This is a genomic window from Mycobacterium sp. E1747 (genome assembly GCF_001667775.1).
Lineage (GTDB): Bacteria > Actinomycetota > Actinomycetes > Mycobacteriales > Mycobacteriaceae > Mycobacterium.
Genome location: NZ_LZJI01000025.1, coordinates 18,630 through 40,186 on the forward strand (window position 1 = coordinate 18,630; position 21,557 = coordinate 40,186).

General features: G+C 65.5%; 19 protein-coding genes. 18 read left to right on the forward strand and 1 reads right to left on the reverse strand.

What is annotated here, in order from left to right; genetic code table 11:
- The first annotated feature begins 61 nt into the window (after positions 1 to 61).
- The 13 genes from A5695_RS01875 to A5695_RS01935 all read left to right on the forward strand — a co-directional run bounded on the left by A5695_RS01875 (position 62) and on the right by A5695_RS01935 (position 14,119).
- Complete coding sequence (locus A5695_RS01875) at positions 62 to 796, forward strand: GntR family transcriptional regulator (RefSeq protein WP_068077479.1); 735 nt, start codon at positions 62 to 64, stop codon at positions 794 to 796.
- Complete coding sequence (locus tag A5695_RS01880; protein ID WP_068077481.1) at positions 793 to 1,023, forward strand: ferredoxin family protein; 231 nt, start codon at positions 793 to 795, stop codon at positions 1,021 to 1,023. Before A5695_RS01875 ends, A5695_RS01880 begins: the two co-directional genes overlap by 4 nt.
- 13 nt (positions 1,024 to 1,036) lie before the next feature.
- Entirely contained in the window at positions 1,037 to 2,425 is a 1,389-nt protein-coding gene (locus A5695_RS01885; RefSeq protein WP_068077483.1) for an ABC transporter substrate-binding protein, read from the forward strand.
- A complete protein-coding gene (locus tag A5695_RS01890) occupies positions 2,422 to 3,279 on the forward strand; it encodes an ABC transporter permease (RefSeq protein ID WP_068077485.1) in 858 nt (285 codons plus the stop codon). Before A5695_RS01885 ends, A5695_RS01890 begins: the two co-directional genes overlap by 4 nt.
- Positions 3,276 to 4,028, forward strand: a complete 753-nt coding sequence (locus A5695_RS01895; RefSeq protein ID WP_068077487.1) for an ABC transporter ATP-binding protein — start codon at positions 3,276 to 3,278, stop codon at positions 4,026 to 4,028. The genes A5695_RS01890 and A5695_RS01895 overlap by 4 nt, the downstream gene beginning before the upstream one ends.
- Positions 4,025 to 6,724, forward strand: coding sequence for a fumarate reductase/succinate dehydrogenase flavoprotein subunit (locus tag A5695_RS01900; protein ID WP_156749411.1), 2,700 nt, complete (start codon positions 4,025 to 4,027; stop codon positions 6,722 to 6,724). Before A5695_RS01895 ends, A5695_RS01900 begins: the two co-directional genes overlap by 4 nt.
- A 309-nt stretch (positions 6,725 to 7,033) precedes the next feature.
- The gene (locus A5695_RS01905; RefSeq protein ID WP_197515327.1) at positions 7,034 to 7,576 is read left to right on the forward strand and encodes an SCO family protein; all 543 of its coding nucleotides are present in this window, start codon (positions 7,034 to 7,036) and stop codon (positions 7,574 to 7,576) included.
- A 259-nt stretch (positions 7,577 to 7,835) separates the two neighbouring features.
- The gene (locus tag A5695_RS01910; protein WP_068077490.1) at positions 7,836 to 9,050 is read left to right on the forward strand and encodes a homogentisate 1,2-dioxygenase; all 1,215 of its coding nucleotides are present in this window, start codon (positions 7,836 to 7,838) and stop codon (positions 9,048 to 9,050) included.
- Positions 9,037 to 9,909: a hypothetical protein gene (locus tag A5695_RS01915; protein ID WP_068077491.1), complete on the forward strand. Its 873-nt coding sequence runs from the start codon at positions 9,037 to 9,039 to the stop codon at positions 9,907 to 9,909. Before A5695_RS01910 ends, A5695_RS01915 begins: the two co-directional genes overlap by 14 nt.
- A complete protein-coding gene (gene fahA / locus A5695_RS01920; protein ID WP_068077492.1) occupies positions 9,902 to 11,089 on the forward strand; it encodes a fumarylacetoacetase in 1,188 nt (395 codons plus the stop codon). The genes A5695_RS01915 and fahA overlap by 8 nt, the downstream gene beginning before the upstream one ends.
- Positions 11,086 to 11,856 (forward strand): CoA transferase subunit A, encoded by a 771-nt coding sequence (locus A5695_RS01925; protein ID WP_068077493.1) that lies wholly within the window; start codon positions 11,086 to 11,088, stop codon positions 11,854 to 11,856. The genes fahA and A5695_RS01925 overlap by 4 nt, the downstream gene beginning before the upstream one ends.
- Complete coding sequence (locus A5695_RS01930; protein WP_068077496.1) at positions 11,853 to 12,518, forward strand: CoA transferase subunit B; 666 nt, start codon at positions 11,853 to 11,855, stop codon at positions 12,516 to 12,518. Before A5695_RS01925 ends, A5695_RS01930 begins: the two co-directional genes overlap by 4 nt.
- Before the next feature lie 152 nt (positions 12,519 to 12,670).
- Positions 12,671 to 14,119: an aldehyde dehydrogenase gene (locus A5695_RS01935; RefSeq protein ID WP_068077498.1), complete on the forward strand. Its 1,449-nt coding sequence runs from the start codon at positions 12,671 to 12,673 to the stop codon at positions 14,117 to 14,119.
- 67 nt (positions 14,120 to 14,186) lie between these two features.
- Here the strand turns inward: A5695_RS01935 and A5695_RS01940 are convergent, their stop codons facing one another.
- Positions 14,187 to 14,735, reverse strand: coding sequence for a MarR family winged helix-turn-helix transcriptional regulator (locus tag A5695_RS01940; protein WP_068077500.1), 549 nt, complete (start codon positions 14,733 to 14,735; stop codon positions 14,187 to 14,189).
- Between the two features lie 132 nt (positions 14,736 to 14,867).
- Here A5695_RS01940 and A5695_RS01945 point away from each other — a divergent pair, with 132 nt between their 5' ends.
- The 5 genes from A5695_RS01945 to A5695_RS01965 all read left to right on the forward strand — a co-directional run bounded on the left by A5695_RS01945 (position 14,868) and on the right by A5695_RS01965 (position 21,555).
- Positions 14,868 to 15,830 carry an MBL fold metallo-hydrolase gene (locus A5695_RS01945; RefSeq protein WP_068077502.1) on the forward strand — a complete coding sequence of 321 codons (963 nt, stop codon included), beginning with the start codon at positions 14,868 to 14,870 and terminating at the stop codon, positions 15,828 to 15,830.
- Positions 15,827 to 17,497, forward strand: coding sequence for an FAD-dependent monooxygenase (locus A5695_RS01950; RefSeq protein WP_068077504.1), 1,671 nt, complete (start codon positions 15,827 to 15,829; stop codon positions 17,495 to 17,497). The genes A5695_RS01945 and A5695_RS01950 overlap by 4 nt, the downstream gene beginning before the upstream one ends.
- A 48-nt stretch (positions 17,498 to 17,545) precedes the next feature.
- On the forward strand, positions 17,546 to 18,544 hold the full coding sequence (locus tag A5695_RS01955; protein WP_068077506.1) for a GlxA family transcriptional regulator: 999 nt from the start codon (positions 17,546 to 17,548) through the stop codon (positions 18,542 to 18,544).
- A 63-nt stretch (positions 18,545 to 18,607) separates the two neighbouring features.
- Positions 18,608 to 19,885, forward strand: a complete 1,278-nt coding sequence (locus tag A5695_RS01960; RefSeq protein WP_082945795.1) for a haloalkane dehalogenase — start codon at positions 18,608 to 18,610, stop codon at positions 19,883 to 19,885.
- 98 nt (positions 19,886 to 19,983) lie between these two features.
- On the forward strand, positions 19,984 to 21,555 hold the full coding sequence (locus A5695_RS01965) for a sigma-54-dependent Fis family transcriptional regulator (RefSeq protein WP_068077557.1): 1,572 nt from the start codon (positions 19,984 to 19,986) through the stop codon (positions 21,553 to 21,555).
- Positions 21,556 to 21,557: the final 2 nt, after the last annotated feature.

Here is a 21,557-nt window from a genome sequence, read left to right on the forward strand (position 1 = left end):
GCCGGTGGGGGCCCTCGCCGCCCGACCGAAAAGCGCCCGTGAGCTGCGTTAGCGTGGCCGCGTGGCGCAACCGATCAGCAGCGAGCCCCGGGCCGACCGCGCCCGCCGGGTGGCCGACGTGTTGCGCCAGCAGATCCACGCCGACGCCTACCCCGACGGGTTGCCGGCCGAGCAGCACTTAGCCACCGAATTCCTGGTGTCGCGCAACACGATTCGCGAGGCGCTGGCGGTGCTGAAGCACGAAGGGTTGATCGACCGCGGACCCAAGGTCGGTACGCACGTCGCCCAGCGCAAATACGCACACGGGCTGGACGCGTTGCTGGGGCTGAAAGAGACGTTCAAGAACCTCGGTGAGGTGCGCAACGAGGTGCGCGCCGCGATGCTTGTCACCGCCCCGCCGTCGGTGGCCCGCCGGTTGGGGTTGGTACCCGGCGGGCAGGCCGTCTTCATCGAGCGCTTGCGTTACCTCGGCGACCTGCCGCTCAGCCTCGACCTGACCTACCTGGCCCCGGACATCGGTGAGCAGGTGCTGCGTCACCCGCTGGAGACCAACGACGTGTTCGCGCTCATCGAAGAGGTCAGCGGGCAGCGGCTCGGCTCGGCGTCGCTCGCGCTCGAGGCCATCCCCGCCGACGCGCATTCGGCGGCCACCCTGCAGGTGCCCGATGGGGCGGCGCTGCTCATGCTGGAGCGGCTCACCAGTCTCGCCGACGGCACACCCGTTGACTTGGAATACATCCGGATGCGTGGCGATCGAATCACCATGCGCGGCAGCCTGACAAGGAGCGACACATGACGCTGGTCAACAATACCCGGGCCGATGTGCCGGTGACCATCGACGAGTCGTTGTGTATCGATGGCTGCACCCTGTGCGTCGAGGTCTGCCCGCTGGACGCGCTGGCGATCAACCCCGAGACCGGCAAGGCGTTCATGCACGTGGACGAGTGCTGGTACTGCGGCCCCTGCGCGGCTCGCTGTCCGACCGGCGCCGTCACCGTGAACATGCCGTATCTCCTCCGTTGAAACCGGGAGCCTCATGAAAAAGCAAGCCCTGCGGCTGCTTTCGGTGGCGGTTACGCTCGCCGTATTCGCCACCGGGTGCTCGCTGGAATCGCTCTCGCAATCCTCCGGCGTGGTCAACGTCGTGGTGGGATACCAGTCCAAAACCATCAACACCGTCACCGCCGGCACGCTGCTGCGCGCGCAGGGCTACCTCGAGCGCCGGCTCGCCGACATCACCACCCGCACCGGCACCAAGTACGCGGTGCGCTGGCAGGATTACGACACCGGCGCCCCGATCACCGCCCAGATGCTTGCCGAGAAGATCGACATCGGCTCGATGGGCGATTACCCGATGCTGATCAACGGGTCCAAGACCCAGGCCAACCCGCTGGCCCGCACGGAGATGGTCTCGATCACCGGCTACAACCCCAAGGGTGCGCTGAACATGGTTGTGGTGGCACCGGATTCGTCGGCGACCGTGCTCGCGGACCTGGCCGGCGCGAAGGTGTCGGCCAGTGTGGGCTCCGCGGGCCACGGCACGCTGGTGCGCGCACTGGGTAGGGCCGGCATCACCGGCGTCGAGGTGCTCAACCAGCAGCCCCAGGTCGGCGCGTCCGCGCTGGAATCGGGTCAGGTGAACGGGCTTTCGCAGTTCGTCGCGTGGCCCGGGCTGCTGGTGTACCAGGGCAAGGCCAAACTGCTGTACGACGGGGCCGAGCTGAACCTGCCCACGTTGCACGGCGTGGTGGTGCGGCGCTCGTATGCGTCCGCACACCCCGAGGTGCTGGCGGCGTTCCTGCAAGCGCAACTGGACGCCACCGACTTCCTCAACGACAAGCCACTGGAGGCGGCGCGCATCGTCGCCCAGGCCAGCGGGCTGCCCCAGGAGGTGGTGTACCTCTACAACGGCCCCGGCGGGACGTCGTTCGACGCCACGCACAAGCCGTCGCTGATCGACGCGTTGAAAAGCGATGTGCCCTACCTGAAATCGATCGGTGACTTCTCCGACCTCGACGTCGGGAAGTTCGCGGTGGACGACCCGCTGCGCGCGGTGTTCGCCGCCCGCGGGCTGGACTACGTCGCCACCCGGGCGCGGGCGGCGAACCCGTCCCTGCTCGCCGGCGACCCGGCGCTGGCCAGCGAGCTGTGGCTGGACGGGGCCGACACGACGCAGACGGTCGCCAGCCCCACCGGCTTGCTGCGCGCGGTCGCCGACGCCACCGCCCGCGGCCAAAAAGTCCGCGCGGCCTACGTTCCCGACGCCGAGCTCGGCACCCGGTGGTTCGCCGACAAGGCGGTCTGGGTGAAAGACGGCCAGAACTATCTGCCGTTCGGCACGCAGGCCGGCGCGCGCCGGTACCTGGTGGCCCACCCGGGCGGCGTCGTCATGAATTACCAGCAGGCACTGGGAGGTTCGGTATGACCGTCGAAGCACTGGCCGACCAGGTCCCCGGCGTGATCGCGACGCCCGCGCTCACGCAAAAGCGGCGACGCGCCTCGCCCTGGGGTTCGCGCCTGCTGCGGCTCGCGTCGGTGCTCGCCGCAATCGGGTTGTGGCAGTTGCTCACCGCGGGCAAGGTGCGGCTGCTGTTGCGGTTCGACACGTTGCCCACCGTCACGCAGATCGTGCACGCGCTGCAGCGCCGGCTCGGCTCCTACGAGTACTGGCTTGACCTGGCACAGTCGTTGATCCGCATCCTGACCGGCTTTGGGCTCGCGGCCGTGATCGGCGTGGCGACCGGTGTGCTGCTGGGCCGTTCGCGCCTGTTCGCCGACCTGTTCGGTCCGCTGGCCGAGTTGGCGCGACCCATCCCCGCGATCGCGATCGTGCCGGTGGCGATCCTGCTGTTCCCGACCGACGAGGCGGGCATCGTGTTCATCACCTTCCTGGCCGCCTACTTCCCGATCATGGTGAGCACCCGGCACGCCGTGCGAGCGCTGCCCACCCTGTGGGAGGACTCGGTGCGCACGCTGGGCGGCGGCCGCCGGGAGGTGCTGACCCAGGTGGTGCTGCCCGGCATCCTGCCGGGCGTGTTCGGGGGGCTGTCGGTCGGCATGGGAGTGGCCTGGATCTGCGTGATCTCCGCCGAGATGATCTCGGGCCGTCTCGGCGTCGGCTACCGCACCTGGCAGGACTACACGGTGCTGGCCTACCCGCAAGTGTTCGTCGGCATCATCACCATCGGCGTCCTCGGGTTCGCCACATCGGCGGCCGTCGAGCTGGTGGGCCGTCGGGTGACTCGCTGGTTGCCCCGCGCACAGGAAGGTTTGCGATGACCACTGCGACACAAATCGGAACCAGCCTTGAGCTCGAAGCGGTTCGGTTGTCCTACACCGGAACTCCGGTGATCGACGACCTGAGCTTGACGGTGCGCCCGGGGGAGATCCTGGTCGTGACCGGGCCGTCGGGTTGCGGCAAGTCGACCCTGCTGCGTGCCCTGGCGGGGCTGCTGCGCCCCGACGAGGGCCGGGTGCTGGCCGACGGCGTCGAGGTCACCACCACGTCGGGTGACCGGGGCATGGTGTTCCAGGACAACGCGCTGCTGCCGTGGCGAACCGTGCGGTCCAACATCGAGCTGGCGCTGAGGCTGCGCGGCGAGCCCCGCGCCACCCGGCGCGCACAGGCCGAGCGCTGGATCGACGAGCTCGGGCTCGCCGGTTTCGGCCACTTCCTGCCCAAGAGCCTGTCCGGCGGGATGCGGCAGCGGGTGCAGCTGGCCCGCGGCCTGGCGGGGGCTCCCCGCGCGGTGATGATGGACGAGCCGTTCGGCGCGCTGGACACCCAGACCCGGGCGGCCATGCAGCGGTTGTTGATCGACACCTGGCGCACCCACCCCACGACGATCGTCTTCGTCACCCACGACGTCGACGAAGCGCTCGCGCTGGGCGACCGGATCGTCGTGCTCGGTCGCGCCGGCGAGCCGCTCCGCGCGTCGATCGACGTGCCCGATCCGCGCGGCGACCTGCCAAGGGACGGGTTGCGCGCCGAAATCATTGCCGCCCTTGGTCATGTGGTGGCGGCATGATGGAGATCCCGGACCCGGCGACCCCCGTCCGCCTCGACTGCGACGTGCTGGTCATCGGCGGCGGCACCGCCGGCACGATGGCCGCACTGTCCGCGGCCGAGAATGGCGCCCAGGTGCTGCTGTTGGAGAAGGCCCACGTGCGCCACTCCGGCGCGCTGGCGATGGGGATGGACGGCGTGAACAACGCCGTCATCCCGGGCAAGGCCGAACCCGAGGACTACGTCGCCGAGATCACCCGCGCCAACGACGGAATCGTCAACCAGCGCACCATCTATCAGACCGCCACCCGCGGATTCGCGATGGTGCAGCGGCTGGAACGCTACGGCGTGAAATTCGAGAAGGACGAACACGGCGAGTACGCGGTGCGCCGGGTGCACCGTTCCGGCTCCTACGTGCTGCCCATGCCGGAAGGCAAGGACGTCAAGAAGGCGCTGTACCGGGTGCTGCGGCAACGGTCGATGCGCGAGAAGATCCGCATCGAGAACCGGCTGATGCCGGTGCGGGTGCTGACCTCCGGTGGCCGGGCCGTCGGCGCGGCCGCTTTGCACACCCGCACCGGCGAATTCGTCGCGATCGGGGCGAAGGCGGTGATCCTGGCCACCGGCGCCTGCGGCCGGCTGGGGCTGCCCGCATCGGGCTACCTGTACGGCACCTACGAGAACCCGACGAACGCCGGCGACGGGTACGCGATGGCCTTCCACGCCGGCGCGGAGCTGTCGGGAATCGAATGTTTCCAGGTCAATCCGTTGATCAAGGACTACAACGGCCCGGCGTGCGCGTACGTGGCCAACCCGTTCGGCGGCTACCAGGTCAACGCCCACGGTGAGCGCTTCGTGGACTCCGACTACTGGTCGGGTCAGATGATGTCGGAGGTGAAGAGCGAGATCGACTCCGCCCGCGGGCCCATCTACCTCAAGGTCTCCCACCTGCCCGACGAGACGCTGACCGCGCTGGAGAACATCCTGCACACCACCGAACGGCCGACGCGGGGCACCTTCCACGCCAACCGCGGCCACGACTACCGCACCCACGACATCGAGATGCACATCTCCGAAATCGGCCTGTGCAGCGGGCATTCGGCCTCCGGGGTCTGGGTCGATGAACACGCCCGCACCACGGTGCCCGGGCTGTACGCCGCCGGCGACCTGGCCTGCGTCCCGCACAACTACATGATCGGGGCGTTCGTCTTCGGCGACCTCGCCGGCGCAGACGCGGCGGCCGCCTGCGCGGAAACCGCTGCGCCGCAAGACCTCCCGAATGACCAGCTGCGCGAGGCGCACGAGCTGATCTACCGGCCCCTGCGGCATCCCGACGGGCCGCCCCAGCCGCAGGTCGAGTACAAGCTGCGCCGGTTCGTCAACGACTACGTGGCGCCGCCCAAGACGGCGGCCAAGCTGTCCATCGCCGTGCGCACCTTCGAGCGCATGCGGGCCGAGATCGCCGAGATGGGGGCGCGAAACCCCCACGAGTTGATGCGCGCCGTCGAGGTGTCCTTCATCCGCGACTGTGCCGAGATGGCCGCCCGCTCCTCGCTCACTAGGACCGAATCGCGCTGGGGCCTCTACCACGACCGCGCCGACCTGCCCAGCCGCGACGACGCTCAATGGGGCTATCACCTCAACCTGCGCAAGGGCGCCGACGGTGCGATGGTGTTCCTGAAACGGCCGGTCGCCCCGTATTTCGTGCCGGTCCCGGAGCTGGACGGCCTGCCGCCGACGGACCAGACCGTGCGGGCGGTGGAGCAGCCGCCGCTGGTCGGCGGGCAGGCCCCGGCCACCGCCCGGTCCCGGATCGCCCCGGCCGCAGCGTCATTCGAACCGCCGTCGCCGCGCATCGCCGAGGTCCTGGCCCTCGAGGAGCCGACGATTGCCGGGCTGCGACCCTATCTGATCGACCCCGACCCCGGCGTGCGCCGCACGGCGGTGGCCACGCTCACCGAACACATCCCCGACGGATACGCTTCCGCCCTGCTCGCCGCGCTGGACGACACCGACGCCGCCGTGCGGCGCGCGGGCGCCGAGGGGATCCGCGAGCTGGTCGAGGTGTTACCCGAGCCCGCCGGCGTCCAGCCGCGCTTGAGCTCGCGGGACGTGATGGTGCGGGCGGCCGCGCTCTACGTGCTGGCCGCGCGGCGGGTCGGCGACCCGGAGGACTACCGCCGCGCGCTCGCCGATCCCGACCATCGGATGCGCATCGAGGCCGTGCGTGCGCTGGTGTCGGTCGACGACGTGGCCGGTGTGGTCGCCGCGACTGGCGACGAGAGCCGTGAGGTCCGGATCACCGCGGCGGCCGGCCTGGCCACGCTGCGCGGCGGCGGCGAGGCGGTCAGCGCGCTGATCGTGGACCCGGACCCGCTGGTGCGCGCGGCCGCGCTGGCCGCACTAGGCGAGCTCGGTTGCCGCCCAGCGGATTTCGCTAACGTGAAAGCGGCGCTGCGGGCCCCGGCGTGGCAGGTGCGGGAGGGCGCGGCGCGTGCGCTGGCGGGCGCGCCGGCCGACGTCGCGGTGCCGGCGCTGGCCGAGGCGCTCGCCGACGCGCACCTCGACGTGCGCAAGGCGGCCGTGCTGAGCCTGACGCGTTGGGCCGGTGAACCCGCCGCGCGCGACGCGCTGAGCATCGCCCTCAAGGACGGTGACGCCGACGTGCGGGCCTACGCCCGCCGCGCGCTGGACCGCGCGCGATCGGCTGTGCGCTGACGGCTTCGCGGGTGCGTCCACGGGGGCGACACGCCGATGAGTCCCGTCCTGGACGCACTGGCGCTCAGCGCAGAATCCGGGCGTACTGCAGGCTGTCCTGCGGCTCGACGCGCAGGTCGGGGTAGACGGCGCGGAGGGCGGCTGTGGTGTTCGTAATCCGAACACCACAGCTAGGCCAATACGTGGCACTCTCATTATTGAATCGACGGCTCAGCTGCTAGCCACAGGTCGTTGTAAGTCGCGTCGCACAGTACCGACCCCGGTGGCGTGATGCCTCGACCGGCGGCAAGCAGGCGAAAGGAGTGCGCGGTGAGCATCCCGGAGTTTCCGACCTTCGAGCTTGTCGATCACGATGGACGCGCCGTCACGGATGCTGACTACCGTGGCATGTATGCGCTGATATTCTTCGGCTTCACTCATTGTGAAATGGTCTGTCCGCGTGCCCTAGCACGCCTCACACAGGTCTTGCGCCTGCTCGACTCAGCGGCCGAGAAGATCCAACCCCTTTACGTCACCGTGGATCCCGCACGCGACACGCCAGAACAAATGCGTCATTACCTAGCGGAGACCGCGCCCAATTTCACCGGTCTGTCCGGGACCCCCGCACAGATCGAGTCGGCTCGCAGGGCGTTTCACGTCTACGTCAGGCATACCGTGGATCCCTCCGTGCCTGGCGGATACCGGACACCGCATACGGCCTTTACCTACTTCCTGGGGCCCGACGGCAGATTCATCACACATTTCGGCGATGCGATATCCGCTGAAGCCGTTGCGAGCCAGATCAAGACGATAATGGACGACCGCGACACGGTGCGCCCAGATTCGTCCGCTGCTGACCACCAAAAGGTCTAGCGCGGCCAAAGCGCCAGCGGGTGCGCAGATCAAGGTCCGCGTTTTCGCGGTGGCGGGTCCCGGCTGCCCGCCGCGTATCCAGCTACACCGCTGCCGATCAGACGTGCAAATCGATTACCGCACAACCGCTTCGGCGGTCGAAGCGCCAAATATCCGAGGTCGGCGGTTGTGCACCTCGTCGGAATTAGTTAAAGTCTTTACTAACGGTTCGATGTGGTGTCGCGATGACAGCGGCTCTGCAGGCTGGCAAGGAGGCGCGGTGCCCTATTACCGACAGGTCGGCTCTGTCTCGCCCAAGCGGCACACCCAGCACAGGGCTGATGATGGCCAGCTCCTCTACGAGGAGCTGATGGGGGCGGACGGGTTCTCTTCGGACTCCTCGCTGCTATACCACCGCCATATCCCCTCAGGGATTGTGGCGGCGGATGAGTGGCGGATGCTCGACCAGACGACGGTGCCCAATCATCCGCTCAAGCCACGGCATTTGCAGCCGCATCAGCTGTTTCCACCTGCTGCCATTCGGTCCAGCGACGCGGTAACCGGCCGCCGATTGCTGCTCGGGAATGCCGATCTGCGTATCTCGTATGTGGCTGCGGCAGAGGTTTCGCCTCTTTATCGCAACGCGATTGGCGACGAGGTCGTGTTTATCGAGAGCGGCACCGCGCTGATTGAGAGCGTATTCGGCGAATTGCCGGCGCAGGCCGGCGACTATGTGGTGGTCCCTCGCGGCACCACCCACCGCTGGATGCCAGAAGGGATCGAACCGCTGCGTGCCTATGTCATCGAAGCAAACAGTCACGTCAGTCCTCCAAAGCGATTCCTTGCCAGACTAGGCCAGTTCCTCGAGCATGCGCCCTACTGCGAGCGGGATCTGCATGGGCCGGTCGCTCCGCTGTGCATCGAGGGACACGACGTTGAAGTGTTGGTCAAGCATCGTGGAACGGGCGGCATCTTGGGCACCCGATTGGTCTATGAACACCATCCGTTCGACGTCGTGGGGTGGGACGGCTGCCTTTACCCATTTACCTTCAATATTGCCGACTACGAGCCGATCACGGGTCGAGTTCACCAGCCGCCTCCCGCTCATCAAGTCTTCGAGGGGCACAACTTCGTCATCTGTAACTTCGTGCCGCGCAAGGTCGATTACCATCCTCAGGCGATCCCTGCACCCTATTACCACTCGAATGTCGACTCCGACGAGGTCATGTTCTACGTCAAAGGCGACTATGCGGCGCGGCACGGGTCGGGCATCGGCGCCGGTTCCATCTCGCTGCACCCCGGAGGGCACGCACATGGGCCTCAGCCGGGTGCGTATGGGGCCAGCATTGGAGTCGAGCAATTCGATGAGATCGCTGTCATGGTGGACACATTCCGGCCATTCGAGCTGGGTGAGGCTGCGTTGGCCTGTGATGACCCCGGCTACGCGTGGACTTGGAGTGAGCCGAAGGGAAGGCAGACCGGTGTCGCTGTTTGATGGCTTTTTTGACGACGCGGCGGTATTTCCCCCGGGCAACGCGCCGCTATCACGGGCGCTGTGCGAACACCACGAACATGGCCGACTTCCGCGGAGCCGTTATGTGGGTCCACTGGTACTCCCGGTAGCCGCTGTTCCGGAACTTAATAACGATCGCCCTGCGATGCCCGACAGCCGACCTCTGACCGTCGCGCTGACTTTCGGTGACGGGCCCTCGGCGGTGGAGGCCGCGCTGTCGAGACCAATTCCCGGGTTGCGGATTGTCGCCGTCGAAGTCGCCCTCCCACCGAATATTTCGGCGGCGCGCACATTGTCGATGCTCGAAAAGACCGTACCCCCCGACGTCGGGGTTTTTGTCGAACTGCCCCGTGATTCTCGGCGCTACGACCTGATTGATGCCTTGCGCGCCACAGGATACTGCGCAAAGATCCGCACCGGCGGTGTCACGGCGGGGGAGTATCCCGACGAGCTCGGGCTGGGCGCTACGATCATCGACCTGGTCGCTGTGGGTGTGTCGTTCAAGGCAACCGCGGGATTGCATCGGGCGATCCGTAATACGGATCCGCGGAACGGGTTCGAGCAACACGGCTTTCTGAACATAATGCTCGCCGTCAGTGCGGCCGTGGATGGGGCCGACACCGCCGACGTGGTTGAGATTCTCGGCGCACGCGACGCAAATGCATTGGCGAGGCAACTCATCGGAGCTGTCGATGAGCAAGTCGTTCTGACGCGCAGAGTCTTTCGATCGCTGGGGACATGCAGTGTAATCGAGCCGCTCGAAGACTTGGTCGCACTGGGGTTACTTCCTGCCGATGCCCTTGATGATGTGGTGGCTGTTTCTGGAAGTATCAATGACTAGCTCGGAGGGCCCGAGCGAATCCCTTTTCGGCCTCGATAACCTTCCTTACGGGGTGTTTTCGGTATCAGGAGCCAGCCCGCGGGTAGGGGTCCGAATCAATGACTCCGTGATCGACCTTGCCTCGGCGCTCGATGAACCCGTATTCGCCAACGCGACCCTCAACCCCTTTATGGCGCAGGGGCGGCGGCGCTGGGTCAGTGTCCGCCGCAGGATCGTGGAGTTGGTGTGCAACGGCGCTATGCCGAGAAGCTGTTTGGTGCCCGTTTCTGAGGTGCGTATGCACATGCCGTTCGACGTGGCCGACTACGTCGACTTCTATGCTTCAGAACATCACGCCACCAACCTAGGCCGATTATTCCGACCAGACGGTGATCCGTTGACGCCCAACTGGAGACATCTTCCGATCGGCTACCATGGCCGCTCCGGTTCGGTCGTGGTGTCGGGTACCGACGTCATGCGCCCCTGCGGTCAGAGCAAAGGGAGCGACGGCCACGGGCCCGGCTTCGGGCCCAGCATTCGTCTGGACATCGAGGCCGAGATCGGCTTTGTCGTAGGCGTCGGGTCTCCTGTGGGCGTACCGATCAGTACCGACAGCTTCGCCGAGCATGTCTTCGGGGCGGTCATCGTCAATGATTGGTCGGCACGGGACATTCAGTCCTGGGAGTATGTTCCCTTGGGCCCCTTTCTGGGCAAAAGCTTCGCGACATCGATCTCGCCGTGGGTCGTTCCTCTAGACGCGCTGCAATCCGCACGCCTGGCAACACCTCCCCACGACCATTCACCGCTGGCCTATCTGCAGGAGGCCCAGGGTTGGGGACTGGATATCGATCTCAGCATCGTGTGGAATGGCACGGAGATCTCGCGGCCGCCTTATGCCGCGATGTACTGGTCGCCTGCGCAGATGCTTGCGCATTGCACCGTCAACGGTTCTGGTGCGCGCACCGGTGATCTATTCGCTTCCGGGACGGTATCAGGAGATCGAGCTCATCAACTGGGTTCGTTCATCGAGTTGACCCGAAATGGCGCCGAACCAGTAACCGTGGGCGGGCAGAAGCGCACGTTTCTCGAAGACGGCGACGAAGTGGTCATCAGCGCGTCAGCGCCCGGGCAATATGGCGGCCGCATCGGATTTGGCGAGGTACGTGGGCGCATAACGCCAGCCCGAGAGATGACGCGATGACCCTCGACAAGGTGTGGCCCTCCGCCGCGGACGCCGTCGCCGACATTCCCCACCACGCGTCTTTAGCGGTGGGCGGGTTTGGAGTCTGCGGAGTGCCCGACGGGCTGATCGCCGCCCTTTGCGACCGCGACGTTGCTGATTTGCACATCATTTCGAATAACTGCGGGGTAGACGACTATGGCCTCGGGGTCCTCTTGTCGGCTGGACGCATATCCCGCATTACGGCCTCATACGTGGGGGAGAACTCCGAGTTCGCCCGCCGATACCTATCAGGTCAACTCGAGGTCGAGCTGATCCCGCAGGGCACCTTGGCCGAACGGTTGCGCGCCGGTGGCGTCGGTATTCCGGGCTTTTACACCCCAGCAGGGGTCGGCACACCGGTCGGTGACGGCGGCCTGCCGTGGCGCTACGGGCCGGAGGGATCTGTCCTGAAAGCCTCGCCCCCCAAGGAGGTGCGTGTCTTCAATGGACGACCTCACCTGCTGGAAACAGCCATTCGCGCCGACTATGCCCTGGTTCATGCCGAGATTTCCGATAGGCACGGAAATCTCGTGTTCAACAAGACGGCGATGAACTTCAATCCGCTTGCTGCGATGGCAGGACGTACCACCATTGTCGAAGCCGAGCGGCTCGTCGAGCCGGGCGCGCTGGACCCGGCGCAGGTGCACCTGGCGGGCATCTTCGTGCAGAGGGTCGTGCTGACCGGACCCCAGGCAAAACGCATCGAGAAGCGAACTGTGCGCGCGTCCGAGGGTTTCACATCATGACGTCGAGTCCACCGCAACGCGCCCAACGGGGTTGGACGCGTGAACAGATCGCGGCGCGCGCCGCCCAGGAGCTTCGCGGCGGCCAATACGTGAACCTTGGAATCGGTGTTCCTACAATGATTCCCAATTTCTTGCCACCTACCAGGCAGGTAATATTGCACTCCGAGAATGGGCTGTTGGGCACTGGGCCCTACCCGGATCCGGACTCAGTCGACGCTGATCTCATCAACGCCGGCAAGGAGACCGTGACCGTCAATCCGGGTGCCGCCTATTTTGATTCGGCGCTGTCGTTCGGAATGATCCGCGGCGGCCACATCGACGTCGCCGTCTTGGGCGGACTGCAGGTATCCCGCACGGGCGATCTCGCCAATTGGGCCGTGCCCGGCAAGATGGTCAAAGGGATGGGTGGGGCGATGGACCTCGTACACGGAGCCCGCCGCGTAATCGTCTGTATGCAGCACACCGATCCCGACGGCGCACCAAAGATCGTGAATACCTGCACGCTCCCGCTGACCGGGGTGGCTGTCGTGCAGCGTGTCATCACCGACCTCGGAGTCGTCGACGTCACACCGGATGGTCTGGTGCTGCGCGAATTGGCTCCCGGGGTCGACCGCGACTACATACGTCAGCGCACCGAACCCGAGTTGACCACGCTCTCATGACAATCCGACGGCCATCCGAAGTTCCCAACGCGTGGCGAGGGATCAGAATTCGGCGACGCACCAATCGGCGGGCAACGTACTCATCTCGAACCATCGTCCGATCGACCGCTGATGCGGTCACAAGAGTCCCAATATTCATCGAGGAGTAGACCATGGCGACCCGCTTATACATCGACGGTCAATGGGTGCCGGCGCACGCCGGCGTGCTGACAAGCACCGATCCTGCCACCGGTAAACCCATTACAGATGTCGGCATCGCATCGGCCGGTGACGTCGATGACGCCGTGGCCGCCGCCCGCCGGGCATTGGCTGACCCAAGCTGGTCTGCCCTACTGCCCGGCCAGCGAGCGGCGATGCTGTTTAGGCTCGCTGAGGAGATAGACCGGCACAGTGAGGAATTGGCCAATCTGGAGACACGGGATCAGGGCCAGTCGATCGCCGTCGCACGCAACGTGACAGTCGCCGGCGCGGCCGAGCACTTCAGATATTTCGCGGGGTGGGTGACCAAACTGCACGGCAGCACCAATCCGGTGTCGTTCCCCGCCACGCTAAATTTCACCCGCCGCGAGCCCGTCGGGGTGACCGCTCTCATCACGCCGTGGAACTTCCCGTTGATGATTTTGGCGTGGAAGCTGGCCCCGGCCCTGGCTACCGGCAACACGGTGGTCATCAAGCCCAGCGAGTTCACGACGCTCAGTTCTATTCGTCTGGTCGAGCTCGTCGAGGACGCCGGATTCCCGCGCGGTGTGGTCAATCTGGTGAGTGGTGATTCCTCGGTAGGGGAGTGTTTGAGCGGACACCCCGACATCGACCACCTCTCCTACACAGGGTCGACCGAAGTCGGCCGCTTGATCACCCAGGCCAGCGCCCGTTCCAACCTCAAGCGCTTGACGCTGGAACTCGGCGGCAAGGCGCCCAGCATCATCGCCAACGACGCCGATATCGACGCCGCCGTCGCCGCCCACCTGGCCAGCACCGTCATGATGAATGCCGGCCAAGTGTGCGCGGCATACACCCGCCTCTACGTCGACAACCGCCGCGAGGATGAGTTCGTCGGCAAGCTTGCCGCAGCAATGTCGACACTCAGGATCGGTCCCGGAGTCGACGCGGCATCGCAGGTAACCCCGTTGGCCTCCTCGCGGCATCTCAATCACGTCGCCAAACTGGTCGCCAACGGGCGCAACGAAGGCGCTGAGGTGGTTGCCGGCGGCAAAATTGTCGAAGGCCGTGGCCACTTCTATCAGCCGACGTTGTTCACCAACGTCAAGGACGATATGACGATCATGCGAGAAGAGATATTCGGCCCGGTGCTGGCCGTTACCGGCTACGACGGTGGCGAGGACGTCGAGGCGATCATCCGACGCGCCAACGACTCTCAGTACGGACTCGCTGCGTCGGTGTGGACCAAAGACCTAGCGATGGCACACCGAATCTCCAACGGGCTCCGGGCCGGCGCGGTGTTCGTCAACATGGCGCCCTACCCGGACATGGCTGCCCCGTGGGGCGGATACAAGTCGTCTGGCTGGGGACGCGAGATGGGGCCGTGGGCACTGGAGGCCTACACCGAGACCAAGGCGATCTGGATGCATTACGGAGACTGAAAGAGGGTGGCCGAGACACCACGCTGGTTGCGGCAGCACGATTACCCGGCTCTTGTTCCTGTCGCGGTCAGGACCGACGCCTCACATTGGCCGCTGCCGTCCCCCGGATCAGCTTGTTGAGCAGTTTCTGAAGAGTCTGCCGCTCGGCGGGTGTCAACGATTCGACCCACGCCTGCTCGCGCTTGTTGTGTTCGACGAATGCAGCCCGAATGGCTTTGCGGCCCGCCGGGGTGAGGGCCACCACCACGCCCCTGCGATCATCTGCTGCCGTCTCTCGCGATACCAGACCATCGCGCACGAGCGTGTTCAGCAGCGACGAAACGGCCGCGCGGCTCATTCCGGACAACTCGGCAATTCGCTTGGCCCCTAAAGGCCCGACGACCCACAACGTGAACAACACCCTAAACCCAGCCCACGTCCAGCCGCGGGGGCGGTGCACCCGCGACTCCCAATCGTAGATCAACGAGCTGGTAAGTCGATGCAACGAAAGCCCTAACCGCATGGCGCCGACATCGATGTACTCGAGGCGCTCGCCGACAACGTCGACGGCGTAGTCGACGAACGACAAGTAATCAAGTTCTTGAACTTCGCCCGGCCTGGATGACTTGGATGGCATTTGCCCAGGGTAAACCGAAACAGCGCGGGATTGCCGAATTTCGTTGCGCCCTGCCTCTTCCGTCGTAGACGAGGCGACGGTATGGTCAAGGCTTAAGTAATCAAAGCTTTGACTAAATGGAGAGGCCTAGTCATGGGTCAACGCGCTTTTGCATCATCAGCTGACCTGTCGGAGAAACAGCAGACACTCAATGTGCTCGCCGACGGTATCTACGCGCTTACCGGCGAGGGTGATCCCAATGTCGGTGCGATTGAGGGTGAGGACTTCGTCGTCTGTTTTGAAGCACTGGCGACCCCCGAGGTCGCCAGTGAATGGCTGGCCAAACTGCGTGAGCACACCGACAAGCCCATCCGTTACCTGATCTTGTCTCACTACCACGCGGTTCGTGTGCTTGGTGCGTCGGCGTTCGACGCCGAAGTGATTGTGTCACATGACATTACGCGCGCGTTGATCGCCGAGCGTGGCAAGCAGGATTGGGCCAGTGAGTTTGCCCGCATGCCGCGGCTGGCCCGCGGGGCCGACACTGTGCCGGGCCTTACCTGGCCCACCCTGACATTTTCCGACCGCCTCACCATCCACTTGGGTGGCGAGCGTGGCGAATTGGTGCTGCAATACTGCGGTCGCGGTCATACCGAGGGTGACATCGTCGCCTGGCTGCCGAACCAACGCATCCTATTCGCCGGCGATCTGGTCGAATCTCAGGCTGCGCTCTACACTGGCGACGCCTTTCACCGCGACTGGTCGGGCGCGACGCTGGACCGGGTGGCGCAACTCGGAGCGACCACGCTCGTTGGCGGGCGCGGAGATGTCGCATTCGGCGAGCAGGCCGTCCACGATTCCATCGAACAGACGCGCCATTTCCTTAACGTTCTGATTCGCGAAGTTGGCGACACCCAACGCGAGGGCGGTACGTTGAAGGATGCTTTCGACCGATGCCATGCAGCTCTGGCCGAGCGCTATGGGCGCTGGCCCATCTTCGAGCACTGCTTGCCCTTCGACGTATCGCGCGTCTGGGACGAGTTGTCGGGCGTCGAACGGCCCCGAATCTGGACAACCGATCGCGACCGTGACGTCTGGGCGCAGTTACAAGGATGAGGGAACCGAAGGCGGTTGCCGCCAAAGTCGAGAAGCCCTCGGTGTTGGTGCTCGGCAATGGGCCGGTGGGTCAGACGTGCGCACTGCTGCTCGCCCGCTGGGGCGTATCGGTAACCCTGCTAGACGCCCGACCACGGCGCGACCCGATCGGCTCAAAAGCCATCTGTCAGCAGCGCGATGTGCTCGACATTTGGGAATCGGTTGGGGTGGGTCATCGGCTCAGTCATGAAGGGCTGACCTGGGATTCGGCCCGCACCTTCTATCGAGGCGCAGAACTGTTCGTGCAGACGTTGGGCTCGACGAGTGGGGCGGAGTTCCCGCCGTTCATCAACATCTCCCAAGCGCGCACCGAACAAATTCTCGACGAGGCAATCGCCGACGAACCTTTCATCGCGGTGCATTGGGACCATCAAGTCACAGCCATCGACCAGGAGGCTCGACATGTGGTGGTGCGATGTCATACGTCAGCGGGGCAGGTCGAGCTTCGCGCTGACTACAGCGTGGTGTGCACGGGATCGCGTAGCGACGCTATTCGACGCATCCTCGACGTATCGTTTTCCGGACAGTCCTTCGATGACCGCTTCTTGATTTGCGATATCCGGATGCAGCGTCCCGGCTGGGCGCACGAGAGACGGTTCTACTTCGACCCGCCATGGAATCCGGGCCGCCAAGTGCTCATCCACCCGTGTCCGGACTCGGTGTTCCGTGTTGACTGGCAGGTCCCGGGTGACTACGACCTCGACTCAGAAGCCGCCGACGGCCGATTGGACGCGCGCATTCGCGCGATTATCGGCGATGAGCCCTACGAGATCGTCTGGAAGTCGGTGTACCGCTTTCAGTCCCGAGTTGTCGACCATATGCGGAGGGGGCGGGTGCTGCTCGCGGGGGATTGCGCCCATGTCGTCTCGCCGTTCGGTGCGAGGGGCCTCAATTCCGGTGTGGCAGATGCCGAGAACGCCGCATGGAAACTGGCCTATGTGCTCCATGGGTGGGCCGACGAGAGTCTCTTGGATACCTACCACGCCGAACGACATGCGGCCGCGCTGGAAAATCTGGACGTGACCACGGCAACTATGCGGTTTCTCGTTCCACAAACCGCGGAGCAGCGGTTGGCGCGTGAACGAATCCTCGAGCGCGCTCTGACCGACGCCAGCGCCCGCACACTGGTGGACTCCGGGCGGTTGTCTGAACCGTTTTGGTATGTCGACTCACCGTTGGTTCGTGCGGATCCAAGCCGGCCGTTCACAGGTCGTCCCGAAGTCGGCCGGCAACCTCCGCCGGGCCCCGGCAGGCTTATGCCTGATGCGTCGATAACCCTGCCGGGCGGAGGTGCGACGCGGCTGCGCCGACTGGCCCGCGGCGGTCTCCTGGTGTTGACCGGCTTCCGGACCGACATCGACCAGATCGCCGCCGGCGTAGCGGAGGCGACGTCATCCCCGGCCCGTGTCCTGGCAGTATCTGCGCTCGATCCTTCGGGCACGCTCGCCGAACGACTCGGGATGCACGCCGACGAAGTGTGGATCGTGCGCCCCGACGCCTACGTTGCCGCCGTGCTCTCACGCCCGGCGGCAACGACGATCGCCGATACTGTCCGCCAGGCGATTGGCGTCGGGTGGCGAACCCAGTCGATGGCGGGCGTCCGACCGGCCGGCGATGTCCGTAATTGACATTAAATCGTCATTGCGGACAGCGCGAACACTGGCGATGCTGGAACTGTGAATGCGAAGCCGTCCCACCTCGTTGTCGTCACGGTGTTTTCCGGCATCGACGCAGTGGATGTCGCGGGCCCAGCCGAGGTGTTCGCCATGGCCAATCTCGCTCTGCCGGCGGGCGCTCCGCGTTACGACGTGCGGGTGGTAGCCAGTCGCCGCGAGGCGGTGCCGACGTTTTCCGGGCTGCGCTTGCACGTCGATCAGTCGTTCAGGGACCTGCGCGAGCGGCCTGACACCATCGTGGTCACCGGCCGCGTCGACGTATGCCCCGAAGGCCGTCCGGTCTCCGTCGTCGACGAAGCCGTGGTCGACTGGCTGCGCGAGCGCGGTTCAGCGGCCGGTCGCGTCGCGGCCGTGTGCGCCGGCGCCCATATCGCGGCGGCAGCCGGCTTGCTCGACGGGCATCGCGCGACCACACATTGGGGCACGGCCGCCCAGCTCGCCGCCGAGTACCCACTGGTCGAGGTAGACGATGACCCGATCTTTATCCGGTCGGGCCGGATGTGGACAAGCGCCGGCATCACCGCATCGATGGACCTGGCGCTGGCGCTGGTCAGCGAGGACCACGGCGATGACATCGCTTTGAAGGTGGCGCAATTGATGGTGATGTACGTGCAACGGCCGGGCGGGCAGAGTCAGTTCAGTGCCGCGTTGTCTGTGCCGGCCGGAAGCCGCACGGACCTCGCCGAGTTACGCCGGTGGATCTGTAGCCATCTCAACGAGGACCTGTCGGTGTCTGCCCTGGCACGCCGGATGGCGGTGACACCGCGCCATCTTGCCCGCGTGTTCCACGCCGATGTGGGTTTGACCCCGGGCGAATTCGTCGAGCGGATGCGGATCGAGTATGCACGCCGCCTACTCGAACGCACCGACTTGACGCCTGAACGCGTCGCATCCGAAAGCGGGTTGGGCTCGGTGGAGACCCTCTACCGTCTGTTCCGCAGCCGCCTGGGGACCACCCCGCGCGAGTACCGCCAACGGTTCGCCCCGTCACCCGCCTAGACCTACTTCCCAGTACCGCCGCGGCCAACCAGGCCAACTAACCGCAACACGAAAGGTCTTGCTGTGCAACAAATTTTTGTCGAGCTATATAAGTACCGACAAGCGTGGATCGATCTCAGTCCGGCCCAGCGCGAGTCGTTCGTCGGCCAGCTTGCGGGAGCCCTGGTCGGCCTTCAAGCCCAGGGGGTGGAGGTCTTGGGCTACGGGGTGAACGACCCGGACACTGACCGCCGCGCAGCGTATGACTTCTTCAGTGTGTATCGCGTTCCGGATGTGCAATTACAACGCCTCTTCGAAGCGGGAATCGCCGCTTCGGGCTGGTACGACTATTTCGACCAAGTCAACGTCAGTGGCGCGGCGTTGACGCCGGCTGGCGCGTTGATGAAAAACGTTCTGCTCGAGCCGGCGCGACGACAGGGCCCTCCGATCCCCCGACGCTCGAACTACTTGAAGAAGTCAGCCTCCGTCGGTGGCCGGACCATGACCTACATCGAAGAAGGACAAGGCACGCCAGTTGTCTTCATCCACGGTGACATCATGTCAGCATTCCTGTGGCACAACGTTATCCCCTACGTCGCCGAAAACCACCGAGTGATCGCGGTGGATTTGATCGGCGCCGGAGACTCCGACAAGCTGCCCCCCGGCGGTGAGGGAACGTACAGCTTCGGTACGCATGCCCATTACCTCGGCGAGCTCCTGGACACCTTGGCCGTCGGTGACGGCGTCGTCTTGGTGGGTCATGATTGGGGCTCCAACCTGGCCTTCGACTGGGCGATGAAACATCCACAGCGCGTGCGGGGAATCGCGTTCGGCGAGGCGCTGCTGCCGCCATTCGACTGGTCGGACTGGCCGGCGATGGTGCAGGACGGGTTCAAGCACCTGCGCACCCCCGAAGGTGGCCAAGACGTCTTGGACAACAATTTCTTCGTCAACGCCGCACGCCCCAACATGCTGCGTGTCCTAGCCCCCGAGGAGTGGGACGAAATCGTACGGCCCTACGCGAATCCCGGCGAGGACCGTCGCCCCACGCTGGACTGGCCACGATCGGTGCCTTTCGGGGACGATGACACCGAAATGCGTCGCGTCCTTGAGCAACAGGCACACTGGCTGGCCAGTACATCCATCCCCAAGCTGCACCTGGCCGGCACACCAGGCGGAATCGAGATGGTGGGTGGCCGCCGTCGCGACACTATCAGCACCTTCCCGAACCTGACGGTGGCCGAGGTGCAGGGGTTGCACTGGACACCGCTGGACGACCCGCACGGCTTCGGTGCCGGCCTGGCCGCCTGGCTCAAGACAGCTGAGGCCGCCGAACTCGAAGACGCCAGCCGACCGGGTTGACGTCAAGCATGTCGGGAGGCGTCGTGCGAAACCATCTCACATCGCGGCCTATAACGGCGAGCAACGCCGTACGCCCGGACGTGAAATCCTTACCGGGCTTGCGAGTTCGGACCGCCATCGCGCTGGGCTGGCGTCGCGCGGCGCTGGCCGGCCTCGACCCCGGGATGCCAACCAATCCCGAAATCGTGCCCGACTGGGACCGTCGTAGCCGACTGGCGCGGGCAGCAGCACCGGTACTCGATGACCTCGGCGCAGAATTAGCGGAAAGCCGGTTCTGTGTCCTGACCGCCGATCGATCGGCGGCGATCATCGATCGCCGGGTCGGACAGCGCGGTCTGGGAACAGCTTTAGACCGTGTGCTAGCCGTACCCGGCGCGCGGTTCGTCGAGGAGCGTACCGGCACCAACGCGTTAGCGACAGCGCACGAACTGCACGCCCCGGTTTCCGTGATCGGCGGTGAACATTTCCTCGAGTCGCTACGCGATTTCTGTTGTTACGCCGCACCGATTCGCAACCCGGTGACCCGGCGGCTCGAGGGCGTGTTGGATATCACCGGCCGCACCGAGGACGCCACACCGCTCCTGGGACCGTTGGTCCAACGCGCGGTGCACGACATCGAACAACGCCTGCTGCAGTCATCCACACAGGCCGAACAGCGCCTGCTCGCCGAATTCCAAGCACACCCCCACGCCAAGAGCCGCGCGGTGATGGCTCTTGGTGAAAACGTGGTGCTCAGCAATCGCCACGCTGTCGAGATCGTCCGCAGTTGCGATCACGCGACACTTCGAGCCATCGCCGAAGACCTCACCGACGGTGAGAGCCGTCAGACGACCGTCACGCTCGCCTCGGGAGCACAGGTACTGCTTCAGGTGCGGAGCATTCCCGAGGCCCGGGGCGCGCTGTTCGGCATCACGTCGTGCAGCCACAAGGCTTCTCACGCAGCGGCTTCCGCCACGGGCGGTTCGACCTCCCGGGTGGCAGTCGTCGTGGGCGAGCCAGGAACGGGACGAACGACCGCGGGCCGACGGCGGGCGGGCCCGCAAGCGGTGGTGCTAGACGCCGCGGAGGGCGGCGACTGGATTGAACGTGCCCGCGCGGCATTAGCCGGAACCCCCGCCGTCCTCGTCGACAACATCGACCTATTGCCAGATCGCACCGCGGCTCTGCTCGCACAGCTCGTGGTCCGCTCGGCCGCCCACGTGGTGCTGACCACTTCTCCGCTGGATTCCGCTGATACCGGGCACCTGGCTCTAACCGCTACCGCACTTGAGCGCATGACGCTGCCGCCGCTGCGCGAAAGACGCGACGACTTCCCCTGGTTGGTGCACGAGTGTCTCGCCCGAGTCGTGCCCGGCACCTCCTTGACCATCTCGGCCTCCGCGCTGCAGCTACTGGCCGCTTATAGCTGGCCCGGAAACCTTCGCGAACTGCACGGGGTGCTCACATCTGCCGCGCGCGACAGATTGCGCGGAGACATCATCGACTCCGACTTGCCGGCAACGATCCGGCAGGGCCCTCCGCGCGGCCTGTCGGGCATCGAGGTGGCCGAACACGACGCGATCGTTGCCGCTTTGCGGGCCACCCGCGGCAACAAGGTTGCCGCGGCGGCGCGCCTCGGCATCGGGCGTACCACCCTGTATCAACGGCTGCGGCGGTATCACGTGACCTAGGG